Consider the following 20,054-nt stretch of genomic DNA (forward strand, 5'->3'; position numbering starts at 1 on the left):
CAGGGAAATAATGGTAACGGATAAAAAAGGCACAAACTTTGCTTATACAAGTTCAATTACCTGTCAGCAGTAGTGGAGTAATCCATTTGGACTATATCAGCAATATTGGTGGTCATCGCGACTCACTGGAATCTTGGCACGATGACACACGTCATGTCACCGCCCAGCCCGATCCATTACAACTGCTGCAGAAACTCCACAGTAGCCTCGATCCACGGACAGTTTTTGCCTGCTATGGCAAACAACTACTACAGTATCTGCCGCTTAGTGGCATTTACTGTAAGTTCGGTGAACTGGAACTACGTTGGGGACGCTTGAAAGGTATCAAGCTGATGCATGAAGTCCCCGTCGGTGACGCAGAAGCTGAACTGGAGTATTACCTACAAATGCCGCTCAGTATCGGTGAAATGCTGGTGCTACAGCAATTGGAGCCGCTACTCTCCCAACCCTTAAACAACGCCGTGCGCTATCAACAGATGGCATCGCAGGCGATGTTCGATGCATTAACAGGGTTAGGTAACCGCCACTTCTTTGGCCAAGCATTTCGGACCGTACTTGCGAGAGCACAGCGCAGTCGCAATCAGGTAAGCCTGTTGCTGTTGGATCTGGATAACTTTAAACAGCTCAACGACCAGATGGGCCACCATTATGGCGATAAGGCGCTGGTCAGATTCGGAGAAATTATTCGCCGCAGCATTCGCCGCTGCGACCAACCCTTCCGCCTCGGTGGTGATGAATTTGCCATATTGGTAGAAGGCGATGTTTCCGCGGCGGTCAGCATTGCGAACCGGATATTGCAATATATGCAGACTGAAACACTATTCAATCAGCAAAATGTCACTTGCAGTATGGGAATTGGTGCCTGGCAACCCCATTTGAACCAGGATCAATTGTTCAATAACACAGATGCCGCGCTTTACCGGGCAAAGAGTGCCGGCCGTAACGGCTATGCACTGGCCGAGTAAAACACATAAAGGCGCCGAATGACGCCTTTATGTATCTGGGTCAGTTACAAGCCGCGCAGCTGAATTCTGCGCAGGAACTCGGTCATAATCCGATCGTACAGTAAATCGCCATAGAACAGATCTTCAATGCCGTGATCAATACTAGGATTGTCATTGATTTCAATTACATATGCTTGACCATCCACTTCTTTTAGATCGACTCCATAAAAACCAGAGCCAATCAGATTGGCAGATTTCAATGCGGTATCAACTATCTGAGCCGGTACACGTTTAAGGTCCTGGGCATCGTAACTTCCACTGCTGAATTTGCCATCTTTGTGATGTTCATATATCTGCCAGTGACCACGACTCATATAGTAGCGACAAGCATATATTGGCTGTCGATTTAGTATGCCAATACGCCAATCAAACGGCGTTGGCAAATATTCCTGCGCCAAGATTAGAGTGCTGTGTTCGAAAATACGTTTAGCTTCCGCCCGTAAACTATCGATATCTTTGACCTTAACCACGCCAAGGGAAAACGCACCATCGGGTACCTTGAGTACCGCAGGCAAACCTATCTGCTCCAGCAAGGTTTCCTCCCAGTGCGGGTCTGACTCATTGAGGATCAGACTCTTGGGGACTGAAATCTTGTGATTCAGCAACAATTCTGTCAAAAATACCTTGTTGGTACACTTCATAATGGATTCTGGATCATCCATGACCACGAGTCCCATTTGCTCGGCATTTTTGGCAAAACGGTAAGTAAAATTACTGATATTAGTGGTCGCCCGAATAAAGAGTCCGTCAAACTCACCCAGACGACTCATATCACGGCGCCCCAGTAACTGCATATCCATGCCAATACGGTTAGCCGCCTTGATGAAACGTTTGATGGCGCTATTATTGGATGGCGGCATTTTTTCATGCTCATCCACCAGCATCGCCATCTCATAACGATAGGATTTTTTGCGTTTAGGTGCGCGCCATACTTTTCGAGAAAATGCCTCCAGATATATCGCAAACAGATCTTGCTCTGGATCGGTTAACTCCTGGAATGGAAAGGGGGCGATATGACTGACTTGCCATTTATCGCCCCCTTTAACCAGTTCTACATCCAGCACAGGTACGTTAAAGCGTTCAAAAATCTTGTGTCCAATCCGTTCCAGTTCCTCGCGCTCGCTGTGACCAAAAAACAGCTTAAATCGCAGACGGGTCTGTTCTGGCGACAGTCGGTCCAGTCCCGACTGTGGCAAACTGAAAAATCTGTCCTGCGACAGATCATTAATCGTCATCACTGAGGGGATCACCCGATGTCCTCTGGCTTCCGCCATCAGCGAGCAATAATATCCGGTAGTGAGATAATCATAACTGCGGCACAAATTCAGTACCTGCACACTGTTGTTATCGGTAAACGCCCCCATATTAAGATAATCGTTTACCGTTACCATACTGTCACTGGGCAGATAAGGTCGCCAGTCACTGGCGTCGTCAGTTACGATAAGCAGTTGTGCCATAAATAATTGTTGCCTCCCATATTGGTTGGGGATTAAATATCAGAAGTTTGTCTTCTATCTAAACATCATGGAAATACGTGCCGCTACACAGGCCGAACTTTCAGCGCTCGATCAACTGGAACTCTCCGCCTTCAGCGGTGACCGCATCAGTCACCGCCAAATGAAACGTTTTATTCAATCAACTCATGCGCGGCTGTTTGTCGCTATGGACAATGGCCTGCTTGCGGGTTATGCCCTGTTGCTGTTTCACCGAGGAACTAACCTTGCAAGGTTGTATTCCCTAGCAATTGATGCCAAATGGCGTGGTCAAGGACTTGCACAGCAGCTAATGCATGAGTGTGAACAAGAGGCCATTCATAAAGGCTACATTACGTTACGCCTGGAGGTGCGCAATGACAATATTGGCGCCCGCCGACTGTATGAAAAATTAGGCTATAAGGTGTTGAAAGCACTGGTGCATTATTATGACGACCTAGCCGATGGTGTGCGAATGCACAAACGGCTGGATCCACCAGGCCCGAGTACCGTGTTAAAGATGCCCTTGTATGCGCAAACCACAGCATTCAGTTGTGGTCCTGCCAGTCTGTTAATGGCTTTTGCCGCCTTAAAAGCTGATGCAGTTCCAAGCCGTATGGAAGAACTGCGGCTATGGCGTGAGGCCACCACCATTTTTATGACCAGCGGTCATGGCGGTTGTTCGGCACATGGACTGGCATTATCCGCACTAAGACGTGGTTTTGGCGTGAAGCTGTTCAGCCGTTCTGAGTCAGTACCTTTCATCGATGGCGTACGTGATCGCAATAAAAAGGCGGTGATCCAGTTGGTTCATGAAGATTTCTGTCAGCAACTGCAGGCGCGCGGTATTAGCGCCCAGACTCGCGCCCCGTCGCCGGAGGAATTGCGAAAATTTTTGGCTCAAGGTGCGGCAGTGTTGCTGATGGTGAGTAGCTATCGTTTCAGCGGCGAAAAGGGCCCCCATTGGATAGTGCTGAGTGGCTGTAATAATCAGTTTTTCTTTTTCCACGATCCCAACGTAGAAAAAGCACGTGATGCCATTGGCTCCACTTATGTCCCCATCAGTGACGGTGAGCTATTGCAGGTGATGCGCTATGGGCGCCAGAAACAACTGGCATGTGTGGTGGTATTTCCGCAACTGCCCGAAACCCCTTGAGTTGCGGCGCGAGCCTCTCTAGTAAGCAATGACTAACTGACAGACAGAGTAACGCCTGGCTGCTGCGGCTCAGCCAAGACTCGTGTGTCAACCAATAATCCTGCAATCGCCAGCACCGAACCATCGACAGCGGTCAAGGCTGGTAGTCGAGGACGCAACCAGTATGGCACCTGCGCTTCCTGCCAGATTTTCTTCAGCTCGCGCGCTTTATTGCGGTAATGCGGATGGCACTTAAGGCTACCAGGCAAGCCGTAGCTGAGCGTTAACGGTGCAGCTAACGCTGCCAGTGCGATTCTTGGCCCGACATCGGTTAAACAGCCATTTAGTTGGTGCCAGGGGGGGGGGAGCGGCAAGCTCAGCTTACCCTGCTGCAATGCCTGCCGCTGTTCTAGACTCAGCGGCATCGATGGCGCGACTTCGGGCAGTTCAGTCATCGCATAAATATGACCATAAGCTCGCCGCAACTCCAGTGCTGCAAACTTAAGATGAACTTTGGCGTCGTCATCGCTTTGTAACAGCTGCAGCAATGCTTCATCTAACTGCACCTTAGATGGCAGAGGCAATGCTTGCCGCTCGATGAAGGCGCGCAGCAGTTGCCGTTGCCAACGTTGGGGAAGTTGCCGTAATTCATTAAGTGCCATCACAGGTGTTCCCGTGAACGCACACTTCTGCAGCAAAGGTTGCAACTTTTCCTGGGTTACTTCATCCAGCAACCGCTGTTGTTCAGCACACAGGGCCGCACTGCGGCTGACGGTAGCCGCTAACTCCGGCCAGCGCATTTTCAGCCGTGGTACTATATCTCGGCGCAGAAAATTACGGTCATAGCGGATATTGTCATTGCTTTCGTCATGCACATAGCTCAGCGATAAGGCGGTTACCCGCGTCAAAATCTGCGCCCGGCCGACATTCAGCAAAGGCCGTAGCTGCCAGTAGTTGTCGGCAAACCGTTGGCAACTGCCCATTGCCGCCAGCCCTTTTGGCCCCTGTCCCCGTTTTAGCGCCAGCAATACAGTTTCCAGTTGATCGTCCTGGTGATGTGCTGTTAACAACACATCGCCCGGTGCCATTTGTTGGATAATCGCCTGATAGCGTGCCCGGCGCGCTTCCGCTTCCACACTTATTCGAGGGCCGAGCTGTAATTGGATCCGCAGGACCCGACATGGCAATGCCACTTTTTTGGCCGAGTCACAACAGTGTTGTGCCCATGTATCTGCGTGTTGGCTCAAACCATGATGTACATGTAGCAGATGAATACGTGAGTGCCACTGAGGAAATTGCGTGGCAAACTGCCCCAGTATGTAGGCCAGATATTCAGAGTCTGCGCCACCACTATAGCCGAGCCAGATAGCACCTGGCGGCGTTGGTAAACCCGCCAATAAGCGCTGTAACTCATCAATAACGGCAGACTCCGACAGTTGCATCAAAACAGGATCCTTACCTTATCGGTACCAAATAATGTCTCTAAAGCCAGCATCAATTCATCAGAGGGATTCACTCGCCAGTCATCGGCCAGTCGTAGCCGCCCCTTGGCATCAGCCATAGTGTAATTGATGAGCAGTGGCACCGTGCCGTTACGCCAAGGCAAAATAGTTTCATATAACTGGTTTAGTCGCTCTTCGGTCAACATGTCGTGTGCCAACGTCAGCTCCAGCGCTGAAGCAAAGTGACTCCGCGCCTCGCCCATATCAATGATCTGTCTGGCAGTCATGCGGTTGCCACCAGAAAAATCATCAAAGCTCACTTCGCCTTCACAGATGAGAATGCGATCTTTCTCTAACAGATGGCTGTATTTATCAAACGCTTCGGTAAACAACATCACTTCGAGACGACCACTTTTATCATCCAACGTCACCAGCCCCATCTTGGAGCCGCGCTTAGTGGTCATCACCCGGCAAGCCACCACCAATCCGGCAACTTTGACCGTTTTACCGCGCTCGGTAGGGTGAATATCTTTCAGACGCCCAGAAGTGTAGTGCTTCAGTTCAGACAGATATTGATTGATGGGATGACCCGTCAGGTACAGGCCCAACGTTTCCCGTTCACCTTCAAGCCAGATTTTATCTGGCCACGGCGCGCATTCGACAAACTGCTGACGGCAATCTTGGGGATCATCGTTGAGCAGGCCAAACATATCATCTTGACCGATGGCGGCGTCTTTGGCATGTTGCTCTGCCGCTTTCATGGCCTCAGGCAAGGTTGCCATCATAGAAGCACGATGCGGCCCTAACGTATCGAGAGCTCCAGCGCTGATCAGCCGCTCCATCACCCGACGGTTAAGTTTCTTCAGATCCACCCGCGCACAAAAATCAAACAGGTCTTTGAACGGGCCGGATTTGCGCGCTTCAATAATCGCTTCAACCGGACCTTCACCAACGCCTTTGATAGCACCGATACCATAGACAATATTTTGCTGCTCATCTACGGTGAATTTGAACAGTCCTTTGTTGACATCTGGCGGAAGGATCTTACGACCCATACGTTCACATTCATCCACCAAGGTGACTATCTTGTCGGTGTTATCCATATCCGCCGACATCACCGCTGCCATGAATTCTGACGGAAAATGCACTTTCAGCCATAACGTGTGATAGGACACAATGGCGTAAGCCGCTGAGTGAGATTTGTTGAAACCGTAACCGGCAAATTTCTCCACCAAGTCGAAGATCTTCATCGCCAATTCAGGATCAACGCCCTGACTGATGGCACCTTTACGGAACACATCGCGCTGTTTGGCCATCTCTTCCGGTTTCTTCTTACCCATGGCGCGGCGCAACATATCCGCTCCACCCAGCGTATACCCTGCCAGTGCCTGCGCAATCTGCATTACCTGTTCTTGGTAAACGATAACGCCGTAGGTGGGTTCCAGGATCTCTTTCAGACATTCATGTTCAAAGTCTGGGTGCGGATACGCCACTTTTGCCTGACCGTGCTTACGGGCGATAAAGTCATCCACCATGCCCGATTCCAACGGCCCAGGGCGGAATAACGCCACTAACGCGATCATGTCTTCAATATTGTCAGGTTGCAGGCGTTTGATCAGGTCTTTCATGCCCCGGGATTCTAGCTGGAACACCGCAGTGGTTTCGTAGCGTTTCAGTACCCGGAAAGACTCTGGATCATTCAATGGAATGCTAGCAGTATTGATTGGCGCTTTCCCTTCCCGCAGCATGCGTGGGTTGATCATTTCCAGCGCCCATTCAATGATGGTAAGTGTTCGCAAACCTAGGAAGTCAAATTTCACCAGCCCGGCGTATTCCACATCACCTTTATCAAACTGAGTAACCGGGTTTTTCCCTTCGGAGTCACACAGCAATGGCGAAAAGTCGGTAATGGTTGTCGGGGATATCACCACCCCCCCCGCATGCTTCCCCGAGTTACGGGTGACACCCTCAAGCTTGCGGCACATATCGATCAGGTCTTTAACTTCCTCATCACCATCATAGGCTTCCTGCAAAGCGGGTTCCGCAGCAAAGGCTTTCTCCAGCGTCATCCCGGGTTCCGCCGGGACCAGCTTGGAGATGCGATCCACAAAGCCATAAGGATGCCCGAGCACCCGTCCCACATCGCGGATTACCGCTTTGGCCGCCATGGTACCGAAAGTAATGATCTGCGATACCGCATCACGGCCATACATTTCTGCGACGTGATCAATCACCTCATCGCGCCGGTCCATACAGAAGTCGACGTCGAAATCGGGCATGGAGACACGTTCCGGGTTGAGGAAACGTTCAAACAGCAGGTCAAATTCCAGCGGGTCTAAGTCGGTAATCTTGATGGAATATGCCACTAGCGAGCCCGCACCGGAACCTCGTCCTGGCCCCACAGGAATACCGTGATCTTTGGCCCACTGAATAAACTCCATCACAATGAGAAAGTAACCAGGGAATCCCATCTGGTTGATAACTCTGAGTTCTACATCCAAGCGTTCATCATAGGGTGGCCGCTTAGCCGCGCGGACTGCTTCGTCGGGATATAGAAACTGCAAACGTTCTTCGAGGCCGGTTTTGGCTTTATGTACCAGATAATCCGCCGTAGACATGTCACCGGTGGGAAAATTTGGCAGAAAGTATTCGTGCAACCGTACCGTCACATTACAGCGCTTGGCAATCTCAACACTGTTGGCCAGCGCCTCTGGAATATCGGCAAACAGCTCGCACATCTCGGCTTCGGATTTAAAATACTGCTGTTCACTATATTTTTTCGGACGGCGTGGATCAGCGAGGGTAAAACCGTCATGAATAGCCACGCGGATTTCGTGCGCTTCGAAGTCGGCCTTGTTCATGAACACCACTTGATTGGTCGCTACCACTGGCAAAGCATTGGCGGCGGCGTGCGCCACTGCCAAATGTAAATAGCGCTCTTCATCTTGGCGCCCAGTGCGGATCAATTCCAGGTAATAGCGGTCAGCAAAGTGTTGCTGATAAAAACAGGTCAGCTCGTCCACCTGCTGCTGATTTCCCTTCAGCAGAGCCTTTCCCAAATCGCCCTCACGTCCGCCGGATAAAAGCAAGATGCCAGCATTGTGTTGCAGTAACCAGTCCTGATCGATAGCGGGTCGGTCGCGTACGTAACCACGCAGATAGGATTTACTCAGCAGTTGCGTAAGGTTTTGGTAACCTTCATTATTCATTGCCAAGATGGTGAGATGGCAAAACTCATCATCAAACCCAGGAACACACATCCACACGTCAGCGCCAATGATCGGTTTGATACCACTGTCGTTAGCAGCGCTGTAAAATTTCACCAAACCACACATATTGCCTTGATCAGTGATAGCAACGGCGGCCATGTTCTCAGTGACGGTTTTGGCAACTATGGGTTTGACCTTAGCCAGACCATCACTCATAGAAAAGTCAGTGTGAACACGCAGATGTATAAAACGAGGTTCGGCCATAAGTTGGTTGTCTGTTTAACAATCTCTGTGGAATGAATGCCCTGCCGTTATGCTAAAACCTCTTGGCAAGGTCAACAAGTGTGTTTTATTCAAGTCCCAGTGCCAGTCGCACCGGGCGGAAACTACGGCGATGCTCCGATAGCACGCCATACTGGGCTATTGCCTCAAAATGCGCTTTGGTGGGATAGCCTTTGTGAGCGGCAAAACCATATTGCGGAAAACAGCGATCCAGTTCCGCCATCTCCCGATCCCTGGTGACTTTAGCAATGATAGAAGCGGCACTGATGGCAGCAATTAGCCCATCCCCTTTAATCACTGCTGCGGCAGGAATACCAAAATCTGGGGTGCGATTACCATCAACCAAAACTCGCTCAGGCCGCATAGTCAACCCAGCAACGGCACGCTGCATGGCCAGCATGGTGGCGTGCAGAATGTTCAGTTGATCAATCTCAACTGGCGTTGCCGACCCCACTGCTACACAGAGCGCATTGTCCATGATGAGGTCAAACAGTGCATCGCGCTTCTTTTCACTAAGTTTTTTTGAGTCATTAAGACCCGCTATTGGCCGCTGAGGATCAAGGATAACTGCCGCGGTTACTACGTTTCCCACTAATGGTCCGCGCCCAACCTCATCCACACCAGCAACCAGTCCCTGCCCTAAGGCCAGTGCCGCTTCAGCGGATAAATCACGGTAAATCGTCATCGACGCGGCTCCTCTAGTAATGTCACCACGGCATCAGCCGCACGCTCGCTGGCGTTTTGCCTGAGCATCTCATGCAATCGGGTAAATTCTGCCATCAAAGGCCGTGGATCCTGATTTAGCTGTGCGCTAACCGCCTCGGCTAGCTTTTCTGGGGTACAGTCATCCTGAATAAGCTCCGGCACCAGCGTCTTGCCGGCGAGCAGATTAGGCAAAGAAAATGTTCGAATTTTTACCAGCCATTTTGCCAGTTGATAAGTTACCGGACTGACCCGATAACCAACGACCATTGGCCGTTTTACCAGCATGGCTTCCAGCGTAGCGGTGCCTGACGCCAGTAAAATACAATCAGCAGCCGCCATCACCTCGCGGGAATGACCATCGACCAGATGTATTTCCAAGTCTGGTGCATATTGTTTCAAAGCAGCCATAAACTGCTCGCGGCGCTGTGCGTTGACTAACGGGGTCACGAAACGGATGTCAGGGAAACGCTGTTTAATCAGCGTTGCCGCCTCAACAAAAGGCTGAGCCAACATTTTAAGCTCGCCCCCTCGAGAACCCGGCAGGATAGCCAGATATTCGGCTTCAGCGTCTAGCGCCAACGCCAACCGCGCCTGCTGTTTATCGCTTTCCAGAGGAATGCTGTCGGCTAATGTATGTCCAACAAAGGTACAAGGCACTTGGTAACGATCATAAAAGGCCTTCTCAAATGGCAACAACGCCAGCACCATGTTGGTCGCCTTAGCAATCTTGAAGATCCGTTTGGGCCGCCAAGCCCATACTGACGGGCTGACGTAATGCACTGTCGGGATGCCCCGCTGTTTCAGTTGCAGTTCAACACCCAAGTTAAAATCTGGCGCATCAATGCCGATAAAACAGTCAGGTTGTAGCTCGCTGAGTTGCTGGATCAGCGATTTACGCAGCTTAAGCAATCGTGGCAGGTGTGACAGCACTTCCACCAGGCCCATCACCGCTAACGCTTCCATCGCAAACAACGACTCAAAACCTTGAGCCTCCATGCGCGGCCCACCGATACCGACAAAACGGGCATCGGGATAACGCTGCCTGAGCGCGGCGACTAAGCCTGCACCTAAAATATCGCCGGAGACTTCTCCGGCGACCATTGCAAAAATCCGTTGCGAGTGTTGCGTCATAAGCTCAATTGTCTCAGCGGATAATACCCCGCTCTGATGAGGTCACAAAATCAAGGAACAATTTAACTTTGGGTTGGCTGGCCGCATCTTCGGCCAGAACCTCGACAGCCTCAGCGACTGTCATGCTGCTGCGATACAGGGTTTTATATGCCCGTCGCAGCGCTAACTGCTCGTCTTTGGTAAAGCCTCGACGCTTCAGCCCTTCCACATTCAAACCTCTCGGCACGGCTGCCTGGCCGGAAGCCATCACAAACGGTGGCACATCTTGCAGCACCAGCGAATAACCCGCAGTAAAGGCGTGAGCGCCAATATGGACAAATTGATGTACCCCAGTCATACCACCAAGAATTGCCCAATCATCCACATGGCAATGACCGGCAATAGAGGCGTTGTTAGCCATAATAATGTTATCGCCCAGCACACAATCATGCGCCACATGCACATAGGCCATCAGCAAATTATTGGAACCGATACGGGTAACGCCTTGATCCTGCACGGTGCCACGGTGGATGGTCACTGATTCGCGGATGACGTTGTTGTCACCAATTTCCAGTCGAGTTGGCTCGCCAGCGTACTTTTTATCTTGGCAGTCTTCACCCACCGACGCGAACTGGTAGATCTTGTTACCCTTGCCGATAACAGTAGGGCCCTTGATTACAACATGTGAGCTGACCCAGCAGTCATCACCAACTTCTACGTTCGGGCCGACATAAGTCCAAGGGCCAATGGTGACGTTATTGCCAATTTTGGCATCAGGGTGAACAAAAGCTAATTTATCGATCACGAACGAATCTCTCTCCGAGCGCACATAATATCGGCGGAGCAAACTAATTCACCGTCCACGGTAGCTTCTCCGTAAAATACGCCAATTCCACGGCGTTCTTTGATCATTTTGACATCAAAACGTATCTGATCGCCAGGGCCGACCACGCGCTTAAAACGGGCATTATCGATCCCTGCAAAATAGTAAAGCACATTAGGAGAAGGCTTCTCACTCATGGTTTTAAACGCTAACAACCCGGTAGCCTGCGCCATAGCCTCCAGGATAAGCACGCCCGGCATCACTGGCTGGATCGGGAAATGTCCTTGGAAAAAGGGTTCGTTGATAGTAACGTTTTTAATGGCGGTCAGCGTTTCACCTGGCGTAAAATCCAGTACGCGATCGACCAGTAAAAATGGATATCTATGTGGCAAAAATGCCAAAATTTCTTGGATATCCATGGTGTTCAATTCATTAGACACGGGCTCTTTTCCTCGCGCCGTCACAGCGGCGTTTATTCTTCTGTATCCAGCCTTTTTTCCAGCTTTCTGACCCGTTGGAACAACTCGTCCAACTGCCGGAAACGGACGGTATTTTTACGCCACAGACGGTTATCCATGGCCACAGTGGCGGAAGAGTATAACCCAGGTTCCTTAACATCGTTAGTGATGTTGGTTGCACCCGAGAGATGAACCCCATCTGTAATTGTCAAATGTCCAGAAATCGCACAACTGCCACCAATGATGCAGTATTTGCCAATGGTCACACTGCCAGCAAGTACGGTACAACCCGCAATTGCGGTATGAGCACCAATAATATCGTTATGGGCGATCTGCACCTGATTATCGATGATAACCCCATCATGGATCTCGGTGTGTTCCAGAGCACCACGGTCAACCGTCGTACCGGCACCGATTTCGACGTTGTCACCAATGCGGACGCCACCGGTTTGGGGAATTTTGATCCAGTTACCACGCTCATTGGCATAACCAAAACCATCTGAACCCAGCACCACACCGGAATGAATAATGCAGTTAATACCCATGTGTACATTATGATACACAGTCACATTAGCCCACAGGCGGCTACCAGAGCCAATGATCACATCAGAGCCGATCACAGTTCCAGCGCCAATCTGGGTATTTTCACCAATCACCGTATTGGCACCAATGACCACATTGGCCGCAACTGCTACCCCGGTTCCGAGTTTAGCTGATGGGTGGATTTGCGCTGACGGGTGAATACCTTCTGCAGCATTGGGTGTGCTGTCCAGTAACTGAGCAGTTCTAGCAAAACCAACATAGGGATCTTTAACAACTAAAGCGTTACCTAGATAGGTTTCAGCCATATCCTGACTCAGGATAACAGCGCTGGCAGCCGTTACATCTAACTGATGCCGTAATTTAGGATTGGACAAAAAAGACACTTGTCCAGACACAGCTTTGTCGAGCGGTGCCACCGAAGAAACTACCTGATCGGCATTTCCTCGGAGTTCTGCACCCAGATGCTCGGCAAGCTGTTTCAGAGAAACACTATTCATTGATTACTGGCCTTTGCTCAGAGCGTCAACCACCTTGCTGCTGATGTCCTGTTCAGGCTTTACATAGATGACTGCACCGCGTTGCAGCACCATGTCGTAATTTTCTTTTTTGGCGATATCGTTGATGGCTTTCTGTACTTTTACCAACAGTTTATTCTGTTCTTCACCCTGGCGACGACGTAAATCTTCATCCAGCGCCTTACCTTTCAGCTGGTAGTCCGCCTTCAGTGATTCCATCTTACGTACCAGATCGGTTTTTTGAGCATCGGTCATCAGCTGCGCATCACGCTGCTGTTTTTCCAACAAACCTTTCAGCTCGTCCTGAAGTTTCTGCACTTCAGCCATACGATCACCAAATTCGCTTTTCAGCTGTTTGGTCACCTGTTCGCGCTGTGGGATCTGTTCGAACACGGCGCCCATATCTACTACAGCCAGCTTTTCCGCATAAGCAGCCATGGGTGCGCCAACCAACATCAGCGACACCAGTGCGCCGTTCATTAGCTTTTTCAAAGTTAAACTCCTTGTTGTGGTTTCAGCAATGCTTGCCGAGTTTATGTGTTTTAGAATGTTTTGCCAATATTGAACGAGAAGATCTCAGTGTCGTCATCTTCAAATTTCTTGATTGGCCAGGCAAGGCTGAACACCATGGGGCCCATAGGTGACAACCACTGCAAATTCAGCCCCCAAGACGATCTGATTCGCCCTGGATCACTGTAGTCAGCCAGCTTGGCAAATTCTTCAGCTGGCAAGGTACGATAAGCATCGTAATTAAACTCGGTATCCCAGACGTTACCGGCATCGACAAAGAAACTGGTACGTACAGAGTTTGAATATGCCTCATCCAAGAATGGCGTTGGAACAATCAGTTCCATACTGGCCGTTGCCAGCGCATTACCGCCGATAGAGCGACTGCTACGCACATAGATAGAGTTAACATCTCCGGGTAATGAACAACCATCTCCAGACGGATCGGGTGAGCAGTTGGCGCTGTCACGATACATATAGAATGCTCTTGGGCCTACCGAATTGGACTTGAAGCCACGCAGATAAGAGCTACCGCCGGTGTAGTAGTTTTCCCAGAACGGCAATATCTGATCATTATCATTGTACTTACCGTAACCATTACCGTAAGCCAAACGAGCACGGGTCAAGAACACAAAACTATGAGAGCGGTTCAATGGGAAATAGAAGTTGGTTTCGAAATCTGTCTTAAAGAACTTCAGATCTGAGCCGGGCACCGTCATACGACCACTCAAGCGCTGTGACGAACCATCGGTTGGGAAAGTACCACGGTCTAGTGTGCTACGCGACCAACCTAAACTGATTTCAAAGTTATCAAAGCTTAAATCTGAGTTCACCGCATCTGTATTGCGATAGATGTTATAGAAACGAACCGCCTGTTCATAATCAGAAGCATCGGAAATGGTGTTATGCCGATAACCGACACCAGCATTAATACGGTTAGTCTCGTTGATAGGGAAGCCAAGGCTAGTCATAACCCCATAAGAGTCATTCTTATAGCGTTCCAGATAAGCCGAGTTAGCATCGAATGCACTCCAGAACACACTACCGCCGAGACTGATACCATCTTTAGTAAAGTAAGGATCGGTATAAGACAGGTTGATACTCTTGGAATATTTGTTGGTATTCAGGGTAATGCCCGCCTGGTTCCCCGTTCCCAAGAAGTTGGACTGGGAAATACCAAACTGCAAACTCAGGCCAGATGCAGTACCGTAACCAATACCTGCGTTAAAGGAGCCAGAAGGCTGCTCTTTTACTTTGAATAGTACATCCACCAGATCGTCAGTACCCGCCACCTTTTCGGTTTCGGTATCAACGGTTTCAAAATAACCCAAGCGATTCAAACGCGTTTTGGATTGCTCTACCAGTGCTGAATTCAGCCAAGCCCCTTCCATCTGCCGCAATTCGCGACGCATCACTTCATCTGCGGTAACATTATTACCAGTAAAGTTGATGGAACGGACATATACCCGCTTGCCTGGATTGATATTGATGTTAAGGGTCACTTCCTTATTTGCATCATCAATCTCCGGCATGGTTTTTACTTCGGGATAAGCGTAGCCAAAACGACCGAGGAACTTGCTGTACATCTCTTCAGTGAAGGTCACATCAGCGCCGTTATACTGCTCACCCGCTTTCAATGGCAGGATAGTTTTTAGCACATCCTCACGCCCCATCAAATCGCCGGTCAGGTTTACCGCTTTCACTTTATATTGCTCACCTTCGTTAACATTGATGGTGATATATAAGCCCTTACGATCAGGCGTCATGGACACCTGAGTCGAGGTCACATCAAAGCGGATATAGCCATGATTGTGATAGAAGGTCTTCAGCGTTTCTAAATCTGCCTGTAGTTTTTGTTTCTGGTAACGACGTTCACCAAACAAATTCCACCACGCAACAAAGTCTTTCAACTCCAGCAGATTGGCTAACTCTTCATCACTGAAATGCTTATTGCCAACAAAGTTTATCTGGCGAATTTCAGCGGCCATCCCTTCGGTAAACTTAAACTTCAGCTCCACACGGTTACGTGGCAAATTGATGACCTGTGCATGCACCTTAGCGCCATATTTACCCACGCCGTAGTAGAAGTCCTGCAACGCCTTTTCAATATCAGAAAGCATGGTGCGATCAAGGGACTCACCCACTTTGACACCGCTATCGTCCAGACTCTGCTTTAGCTGCTCTTCTTTGATGTCTTTGTTGCCATCAAAGGTAATGGCACTGATGGTTGGCCGTTCACGCACCTGAACTACCAGCACATCACCATCACGGGAAACCTGAATATTTTCGAAGTTACCTGAGGCATACAGACTTTTAATGGCCTGCTGCAATTTCAGTTCATCCACCGTGTCCCCGACTTTGACCGGCAAATTCAGCAACGCGGCCCCCAAGGCGACCCGTTGTAAACCTTCGACTTGAATGTCTGTGACCTTAAAAGGTTTGAAAGTTTCGGCCCAACCATTCCCTGAAAAAGCGGCGCCGACCAGTAACATAGAGGCAAAAAGTTTATTTATTCGCATAGAGCACTTCTAATTATTTGTCAGTCCTTGCTCAGAGTCGGGCAAAATCATTGAAGAGGGCAATGCTCATCAATACCAGCAGCAACGCCGCCCCAAATCTGAATCCAATTTCCTGGATCCGTTCGGATACAGGCCTACGTGTGATAGCTTCAATCACGTAATACATCAAGTGTCCCCCATCCAGCACAGGCAACGGTACCAAATTAATGATACCGAGGTTTACGCTGATTAACGCGAGGAACCCCAGAAAATATACCAATCCAAAGGAGGCCGTATTACCCGCCCCTTGCGCAATCGAGATTGGCCCACTCAAACTCTTCAGGGAGACATCCCCAGTAAACAGTTTCCCTAGCATCTTGACGCTAACAGCGGTGAGCCGCCAGGTCTTCTGTGCTGCCATGGTGACAGATTCCAGTGGGCCATATTGCAACTCCAGTTGCATATTATCTGGCCACTTGGGCGCAATAGGTGACACCCCTAAATACCCTTCCATCGCACCAGTAGCACTCTTATGTGCAGTAGGCGTCACTGGCAGCACTAGCTGGTCACCATTGCGGCGGATAGTCAGTTGCAGTGTTTTATCCGCCGCCGCTTTAATCTGTGCCACAAAGCTTTGCCAATCTTGTAACGGCTTACCATTAATCGCCAGCAGGGTATCGCCTACTTGCAAGCCGGCTTGGGCAGCCGCACCACCTGTGACAACTTCGGCCAATGTCGGCACCACTTTAGGGCGATATATCTCAAGTCCCAACGTGGTAATCGGTGACTCTTTATCGGGATCAAAATGCCACTTACTGATATCTAACTGATACGTTTTGCCATTGAGACGAGCAGCATCATCGGAGCTGCTGATATCGCTCGCCAGTGTCAACGACAAAGACGGTTCGCCGATGTGGCTTACTAGGGCGAGATTGACCTCTTCCCAGTTTCTGACCGCTTGCCCTGAAACCGCCACAATCTGCTGCGGATGTTGCAGTTGCATCACCGCTGCAGGACTGCCCGAACGTGTAGCTTCTATCACGGGTTTTACCGTCGGCACCCCAATCAGGTACATAAAATACAGGGCAATAACGGCAAAAATGAAATTGGCAATGGGACCGGCTGCCACAATAGCCATACGCGCCCAAACACTCTTGCGATTAAAGGATTCATGTTGCAGTTCTGGAGGAACCTCTTCAACACGCTCATCCAGCATTTTAACGTAACCGCCAAGAGGGATCATCGCGACGACATATTCCGTTCCATCTTTACCGATTCGGTGCCAGATGGCTTTACCGAAACCGATAGAAAAACGCTGCACTCGCACACCACAGCGGCGGGCTACATAAAAATGTCCGAATTCATGGGCGGTGATCAAAATCCCTAATGCAACAATAAAGGCACCGAGATTCCACAAAAAAGCTAGCATCAGCCGTCAATTATCCTCAATAGCAAAGCGCCAAGCCCTCACGGGCACAGACGCGGGCTTCGTAGTCGAGAGCAAGAATATCAGCAATCGAGTCAAGTGGCGATTGCATCACATGCTCCAGACAAAATTCATTAACTTTTGCGATATCAGTAAAGCGGATCGCCCCTTTCAGGAAGTGCTCAACTGCCACTTCATTAGCAGCGTTCAGCACTGTAGTGGCTTCCTGTCCAGCCCGACAGGCAGCCATCGCCAGTTTCAAACAAGGGAAACGAATATAGTCCGGTTCGCAAAAGCTCAATTGTCCGACTTTGAAAAAGTCTAAAGGTTCCACGCCGGAGACAATTCTGGCGGGATAGGCCATACAATGAGCAATTGGTGTACGCATATCAGGATTTCCCAATTGCGCAAGCACGCTGCCATCTTGATATTGCACCATAGAATGGATCACGCTTTGCGGGTGGATCACCACCTGTAACTGGTCAATTCCGGCGTTAAATAACCAGCGAGCCTCCACATATTCCAGACCTTTGTTCATCATGGTCGCGGAGTCGACGGAAATCTTTGGCCCCATCGACCAATTCGGATGTTTGATTGCCTGAGCAGGGGTTACCGCAGGCAGACTGTTGAGGTCTGCGTGAAGAAAGGGTCCACCCGAACCGGTGAGTAAAATCTTGGAAATACCCGCGGCTTTTAGGTTACAACGGCCTATTTGTTGCTGTGCGTCCTTTGGTAAACACTGGTAAATGGCGTTATGCTCACTATCAACGGGCAGCAAGGTGGCGCCATATTTAGCAACAGCGTCGATAAATAATCTACCGGACATTACCAAGGCTTCTTTGTTAGCAAGCAGCACCCGTTTTCCCGCTTTAACGGCCGCGAGGGTTGGCGCCATTCCGGCAGCGCCCACAATTGCCGCCATCACCGAATCTACTTCTGGGCGTGTGACCAAATCTGCTAGTTCAGACTCACCACTGGTGACTTCGATGCTTAAGTCAGCAATTTCTGCCCGCAACGCTTGTGCCGCGTTGGCATCAACCATATGCGCCACCTTAGGTTGGTGCTGACGACACAAAGCCGCCATCTTACTGACGTTAGTGTTGGCTACTAGGGCGAACACATTAAAGGTGTCGGGATTTTCCGCTATGACACTCAGCGTGCTGGTCCCGATTGAGCCGGTCGCGCCTAAAATAACCATGTTCTGCATTTTCGTTACATCCAGAAAGCAATATAAAGAAGCGTAAATATCGGCAGTGCAGCTGTCAGACTATCAATACGGTCAAGCACCCCGCCATGTCCCGGCAGAATATTGCCAGAATCCTTGATCTGTGCCACACGTTTAAACATGCTTTCCGACAGGTCGCCCAGCGCAGAGGCCAATGCCGTAAACAGCACCACACCGATCACTAGCCCTAACTCCTGTTCTGGGGAGAAATACATGACAATGCCGACGACTATCAAGGTGGTAAGCAATCCTCCAATAAACCCTTCCAATGTCTTTCCTGGGCTCACATGCGGCGCAAGTTTTATCCGACCGACGGCCTTACCTGCAAAATAAGCGCCTGAATCCGCCGCCCACACGATTAACATCACTAGCAATACCAGCACGCCACCCCAATAGGGATCGGTTGTGCTACTTAAGGACTTTAGTGCAATAAACGAGGCAAATCCGGGTAATAATGTCAGTTGACCAAACATGGATTTAAGCATAGGACTGCCTTGCCACCAGTTGGCACTACGAGGATAGAACAACACCAGCAATAATGACACCAACCACCAACACGCGCCGACTAGGATCACCGCCAGCATAATCGGGTGTAGATGACCACGAGTCCATACGGCGTCCGCTGGCACCAACAGATTGAGAGCTACCAGCACTATGCCAAGGGTTAGCGTGAAGCTCCACTGAGTGACGGTACAATCTTTATCTATAATATGCCCCCACTCCTTGGCTGCAATCAAAAAAACCGGCACTAACACCCATGAAAAATAGTTGGCTGGCAACAGGAAGATGGCACCAAGTACCAGTGGGATCAGCCAAATTGCAGTTATTATTCGTTGTTTTAGCAAAAAACTTTCCTCTTCCTGGGCTATATATTGCGTATTTTTTCGATCTGATTCCCGGTCAACCCAAAACGTCGTTGACGGCTACTGAACAATTCAATCGCCTGACAAAATGTCTGTTCGTCAAAATCGGGCCAAAGTGTATCCATAAACACCAGTTCGGCATAAGCAGCCTGCCATAAAATAAAATTACTGATGCGGTAGTCACCACCAGTGCGGATCATTAAATCAACTTCACCCTGGTTTTGCATGCATAAATGCTCTGCTAGCGCTGATTCGGTCAGCTGACTGCTGGTCATTTCACCAGTTGCCACTTTTTCCACCAGTGTTCTGGCAGCCTGAACAATATCCCAACGTCCACCATAGTTAGCCGCCACATTCAGGATCAGCCCTTGGTTATCGGCAGTATAGGCTTCAGCCGCACGGATCTGTTTCTGTAAACGTTCGGAGAAACGGCTGGTATCGCCAATGATGTTGAGCCGCACACCGTTGGAGTGCAGCACCTTGATTTCACGCCGGAGGACTGTAAAAAACAGCTCCATCAACAGGCTGACTTCCTGATCGGGCCGCCGCCAGTTTTCGCTAGAAAAGGCAAACAGGGTTAATGATTTGACCCCGAGTTTTCTGGCGGTACTGACCGCTCGCCGCACAGCTTTGACCCCCGCGCGATGTCCAACCACCCGCGGTTTGCCCTTGGCCTGCGCCCAACGCCCATTACCATCCATGATGATAGCGACATGATTAGGAATCGTCTGCTTCACCAAGTCGGACAACTGCTCTGGTAAATGCTCCGATGTCTGACACTCCGTTGTTAAGTCATTAGACGATGAAGCGGCGTCCATGTTGGATGACATCTAGTTT

Annotated in this window: 16 protein-coding genes; 2 read left to right on the forward strand and 14 right to left on the reverse strand. The window is 49.9% G+C overall.

Annotated features, from left to right (window positions below; genetic code table 11):
* Positions 1–38 precede the first annotated feature (38 nt).
* Positions 39–965, forward strand: a complete 927-nt coding sequence (locus J3L11_RS01970; protein ID WP_207569844.1) for a GGDEF domain-containing protein — start codon at positions 39–41, stop codon at positions 963–965.
* Positions 966–1,009: 44 nt separating this feature from the next.
* Here the strand turns inward: J3L11_RS01970 and J3L11_RS01975 are convergent, their stop codons facing one another.
* Positions 1,010–2,461: a RimK family protein gene (locus tag J3L11_RS01975; RefSeq protein WP_133038120.1), complete on the reverse strand. Its 1,452-nt coding sequence runs from the start codon at positions 2,459–2,461 to the stop codon at positions 1,010–1,012.
* 67 nt (positions 2,462–2,528) lie between these two features.
* Between J3L11_RS01975 and J3L11_RS01980 the strand changes: the two genes are divergently transcribed.
* Positions 2,529–3,632, forward strand: coding sequence for a GNAT family N-acetyltransferase/peptidase C39 family protein (locus J3L11_RS01980; RefSeq protein WP_133038119.1), 1,104 nt, complete (start codon positions 2,529–2,531; stop codon positions 3,630–3,632).
* Between the two features lie 32 nt (positions 3,633–3,664).
* Here the strand turns inward: J3L11_RS01980 and tilS are convergent, their stop codons facing one another.
* From tilS to uppS, 13 genes are all read right to left on the reverse strand, one after another.
* Positions 3,665–5,053, reverse strand: coding sequence for a tRNA lysidine(34) synthetase TilS (gene tilS, locus J3L11_RS01985; protein WP_242695045.1), 1,389 nt, complete (start codon positions 5,051–5,053; stop codon positions 3,665–3,667).
* Entirely contained in the window at positions 5,053–8,526 is a 3,474-nt protein-coding gene (dnaE, locus tag J3L11_RS01990; protein ID WP_189617624.1) for a DNA polymerase III subunit alpha, read from the reverse strand. The genes tilS and dnaE overlap by 1 nt, the downstream gene beginning before the upstream one ends.
* A gap of 85 nt (positions 8,527–8,611) precedes the next feature.
* Complete coding sequence (gene rnhB / locus J3L11_RS01995) at positions 8,612–9,229, reverse strand: ribonuclease HII (protein ID WP_207569846.1); 618 nt, start codon at positions 9,227–9,229, stop codon at positions 8,612–8,614.
* Complete coding sequence (gene lpxB / locus J3L11_RS02000) at positions 9,226–10,380, reverse strand: lipid-A-disaccharide synthase (RefSeq protein WP_207569847.1); 1,155 nt, start codon at positions 10,378–10,380, stop codon at positions 9,226–9,228. The genes rnhB and lpxB overlap by 4 nt, the downstream gene beginning before the upstream one ends.
* A gap of 13 nt (positions 10,381–10,393) precedes the next feature.
* Positions 10,394–11,164: an acyl-ACP--UDP-N-acetylglucosamine O-acyltransferase gene (gene lpxA / locus J3L11_RS02005; RefSeq protein ID WP_207569848.1), complete on the reverse strand. Its 771-nt coding sequence runs from the start codon at positions 11,162–11,164 to the stop codon at positions 10,394–10,396.
* Positions 11,161–11,622, reverse strand: a complete 462-nt coding sequence (fabZ, locus tag J3L11_RS02010) for a 3-hydroxyacyl-ACP dehydratase FabZ (protein ID WP_133038113.1) — start codon at positions 11,620–11,622, stop codon at positions 11,161–11,163. Before fabZ ends, lpxA begins: the two co-directional genes overlap by 4 nt.
* 32 nt (positions 11,623–11,654) lie before the next feature.
* Complete coding sequence (lpxD, locus tag J3L11_RS02015; protein WP_207569849.1) at positions 11,655–12,680, reverse strand: UDP-3-O-(3-hydroxymyristoyl)glucosamine N-acyltransferase; 1,026 nt, start codon at positions 12,678–12,680, stop codon at positions 11,655–11,657.
* 3 nt (positions 12,681–12,683) lie between these two features.
* Positions 12,684–13,190: an OmpH family outer membrane protein gene (locus tag J3L11_RS02020; RefSeq protein WP_133038111.1), complete on the reverse strand. Its 507-nt coding sequence runs from the start codon at positions 13,188–13,190 to the stop codon at positions 12,684–12,686.
* A gap of 50 nt (positions 13,191–13,240) precedes the next feature.
* Positions 13,241–15,724 carry an outer membrane protein assembly factor BamA gene (gene bamA, locus J3L11_RS02025; protein ID WP_189617619.1) on the reverse strand — a complete coding sequence of 828 codons (2,484 nt, stop codon included), beginning with the start codon at positions 15,722–15,724 and terminating at the stop codon, positions 13,241–13,243.
* A 31-nt stretch (positions 15,725–15,755) separates the two neighbouring features.
* Positions 15,756–17,132, reverse strand: a complete 1,377-nt coding sequence (gene rseP / locus J3L11_RS02030; protein WP_207569850.1) for a sigma E protease regulator RseP — start codon at positions 17,130–17,132, stop codon at positions 15,756–15,758.
* 16 nt (positions 17,133–17,148) lie between these two features.
* Positions 17,149–18,336, reverse strand: coding sequence for a 1-deoxy-D-xylulose-5-phosphate reductoisomerase (gene ispC / locus J3L11_RS02035; protein WP_207569851.1), 1,188 nt, complete (start codon positions 18,334–18,336; stop codon positions 17,149–17,151).
* A 5-nt stretch (positions 18,337–18,341) separates the two neighbouring features.
* The gene (locus J3L11_RS02040) at positions 18,342–19,199 is read right to left on the reverse strand and encodes a phosphatidate cytidylyltransferase (RefSeq protein WP_133038108.1); all 858 of its coding nucleotides are present in this window, start codon (positions 19,197–19,199) and stop codon (positions 18,342–18,344) included.
* 20 nt (positions 19,200–19,219) lie between these two features.
* Positions 19,220–20,035 carry a polyprenyl diphosphate synthase gene (gene uppS, locus J3L11_RS02045; RefSeq protein ID WP_242695047.1) on the reverse strand — a complete coding sequence of 272 codons (816 nt, stop codon included), beginning with the start codon at positions 20,033–20,035 and terminating at the stop codon, positions 19,220–19,222.
* Positions 20,036–20,054 lie beyond the last annotated feature (19 nt).

The sequence above is a fragment of the Shewanella sp. 4t3-1-2LB genome, assembly GCF_017368415.1.
Classification (GTDB): domain Bacteria; phylum Pseudomonadota; class Gammaproteobacteria; order Enterobacterales; family Shewanellaceae; genus Shewanella; species Shewanella fodinae.

Bases quoted from the DNA above. Each gene is read 5' to 3' on its own strand.
- J3L11_RS01975 (WP_133038120.1), bottom strand. From the start codon at position 2,461: ATGGCACAACTGCTTATCGTAACTGACGACGCCAGTGACTGGCGACCT.
- J3L11_RS01980 (WP_133038119.1), top strand. From the start codon at position 2,529: ATGGAAATACGTGCCGCTACACAGGCCGAACTTTCAGCGCTCGATCAA.
- tilS (WP_242695045.1), bottom strand. From the start codon at position 5,053: ATGCAACTGTCGGAGTCTGCCGTTATTGATGAGTTACAGCGCTTATTG.
- dnaE (WP_189617624.1), bottom strand. From the start codon at position 8,526: ATGGCCGAACCTCGTTTTATACATCTGCGTGTTCACACTGACTTTTCT.
- rnhB (WP_207569846.1), bottom strand. From the start codon at position 9,229: ATGACGATTTACCGTGATTTATCCGCTGAAGCGGCACTGGCCTTAGGG.
- lpxB (WP_207569847.1), bottom strand. From the start codon at position 10,380: ATGACGCAACACTCGCAACGGATTTTTGCAATGGTCGCCGGAGAAGTC.
- lpxD (WP_207569849.1), bottom strand. From the start codon at position 12,680: ATGAATAGTGTTTCTCTGAAACAGCTTGCCGAGCATCTGGGTGCAGAA.
- bamA (WP_189617619.1), bottom strand. From the start codon at position 15,724: ATGCGAATAAATAAACTTTTTGCCTCTATGTTACTGGTCGGCGCCGCT.
- rseP (WP_207569850.1), bottom strand. From the start codon at position 17,132: ATGCTAGCTTTTTTGTGGAATCTCGGTGCCTTTATTGTTGCATTAGGG.
- ispC (WP_207569851.1), bottom strand. From the start codon at position 18,336: ATGCAGAACATGGTTATTTTAGGCGCGACCGGCTCAATCGGGACCAGC.
- uppS (WP_242695047.1), bottom strand. From the start codon at position 20,035: ATGGACGCCGCTTCATCGTCTAATGACTTAACAACGGAGTGTCAGACA.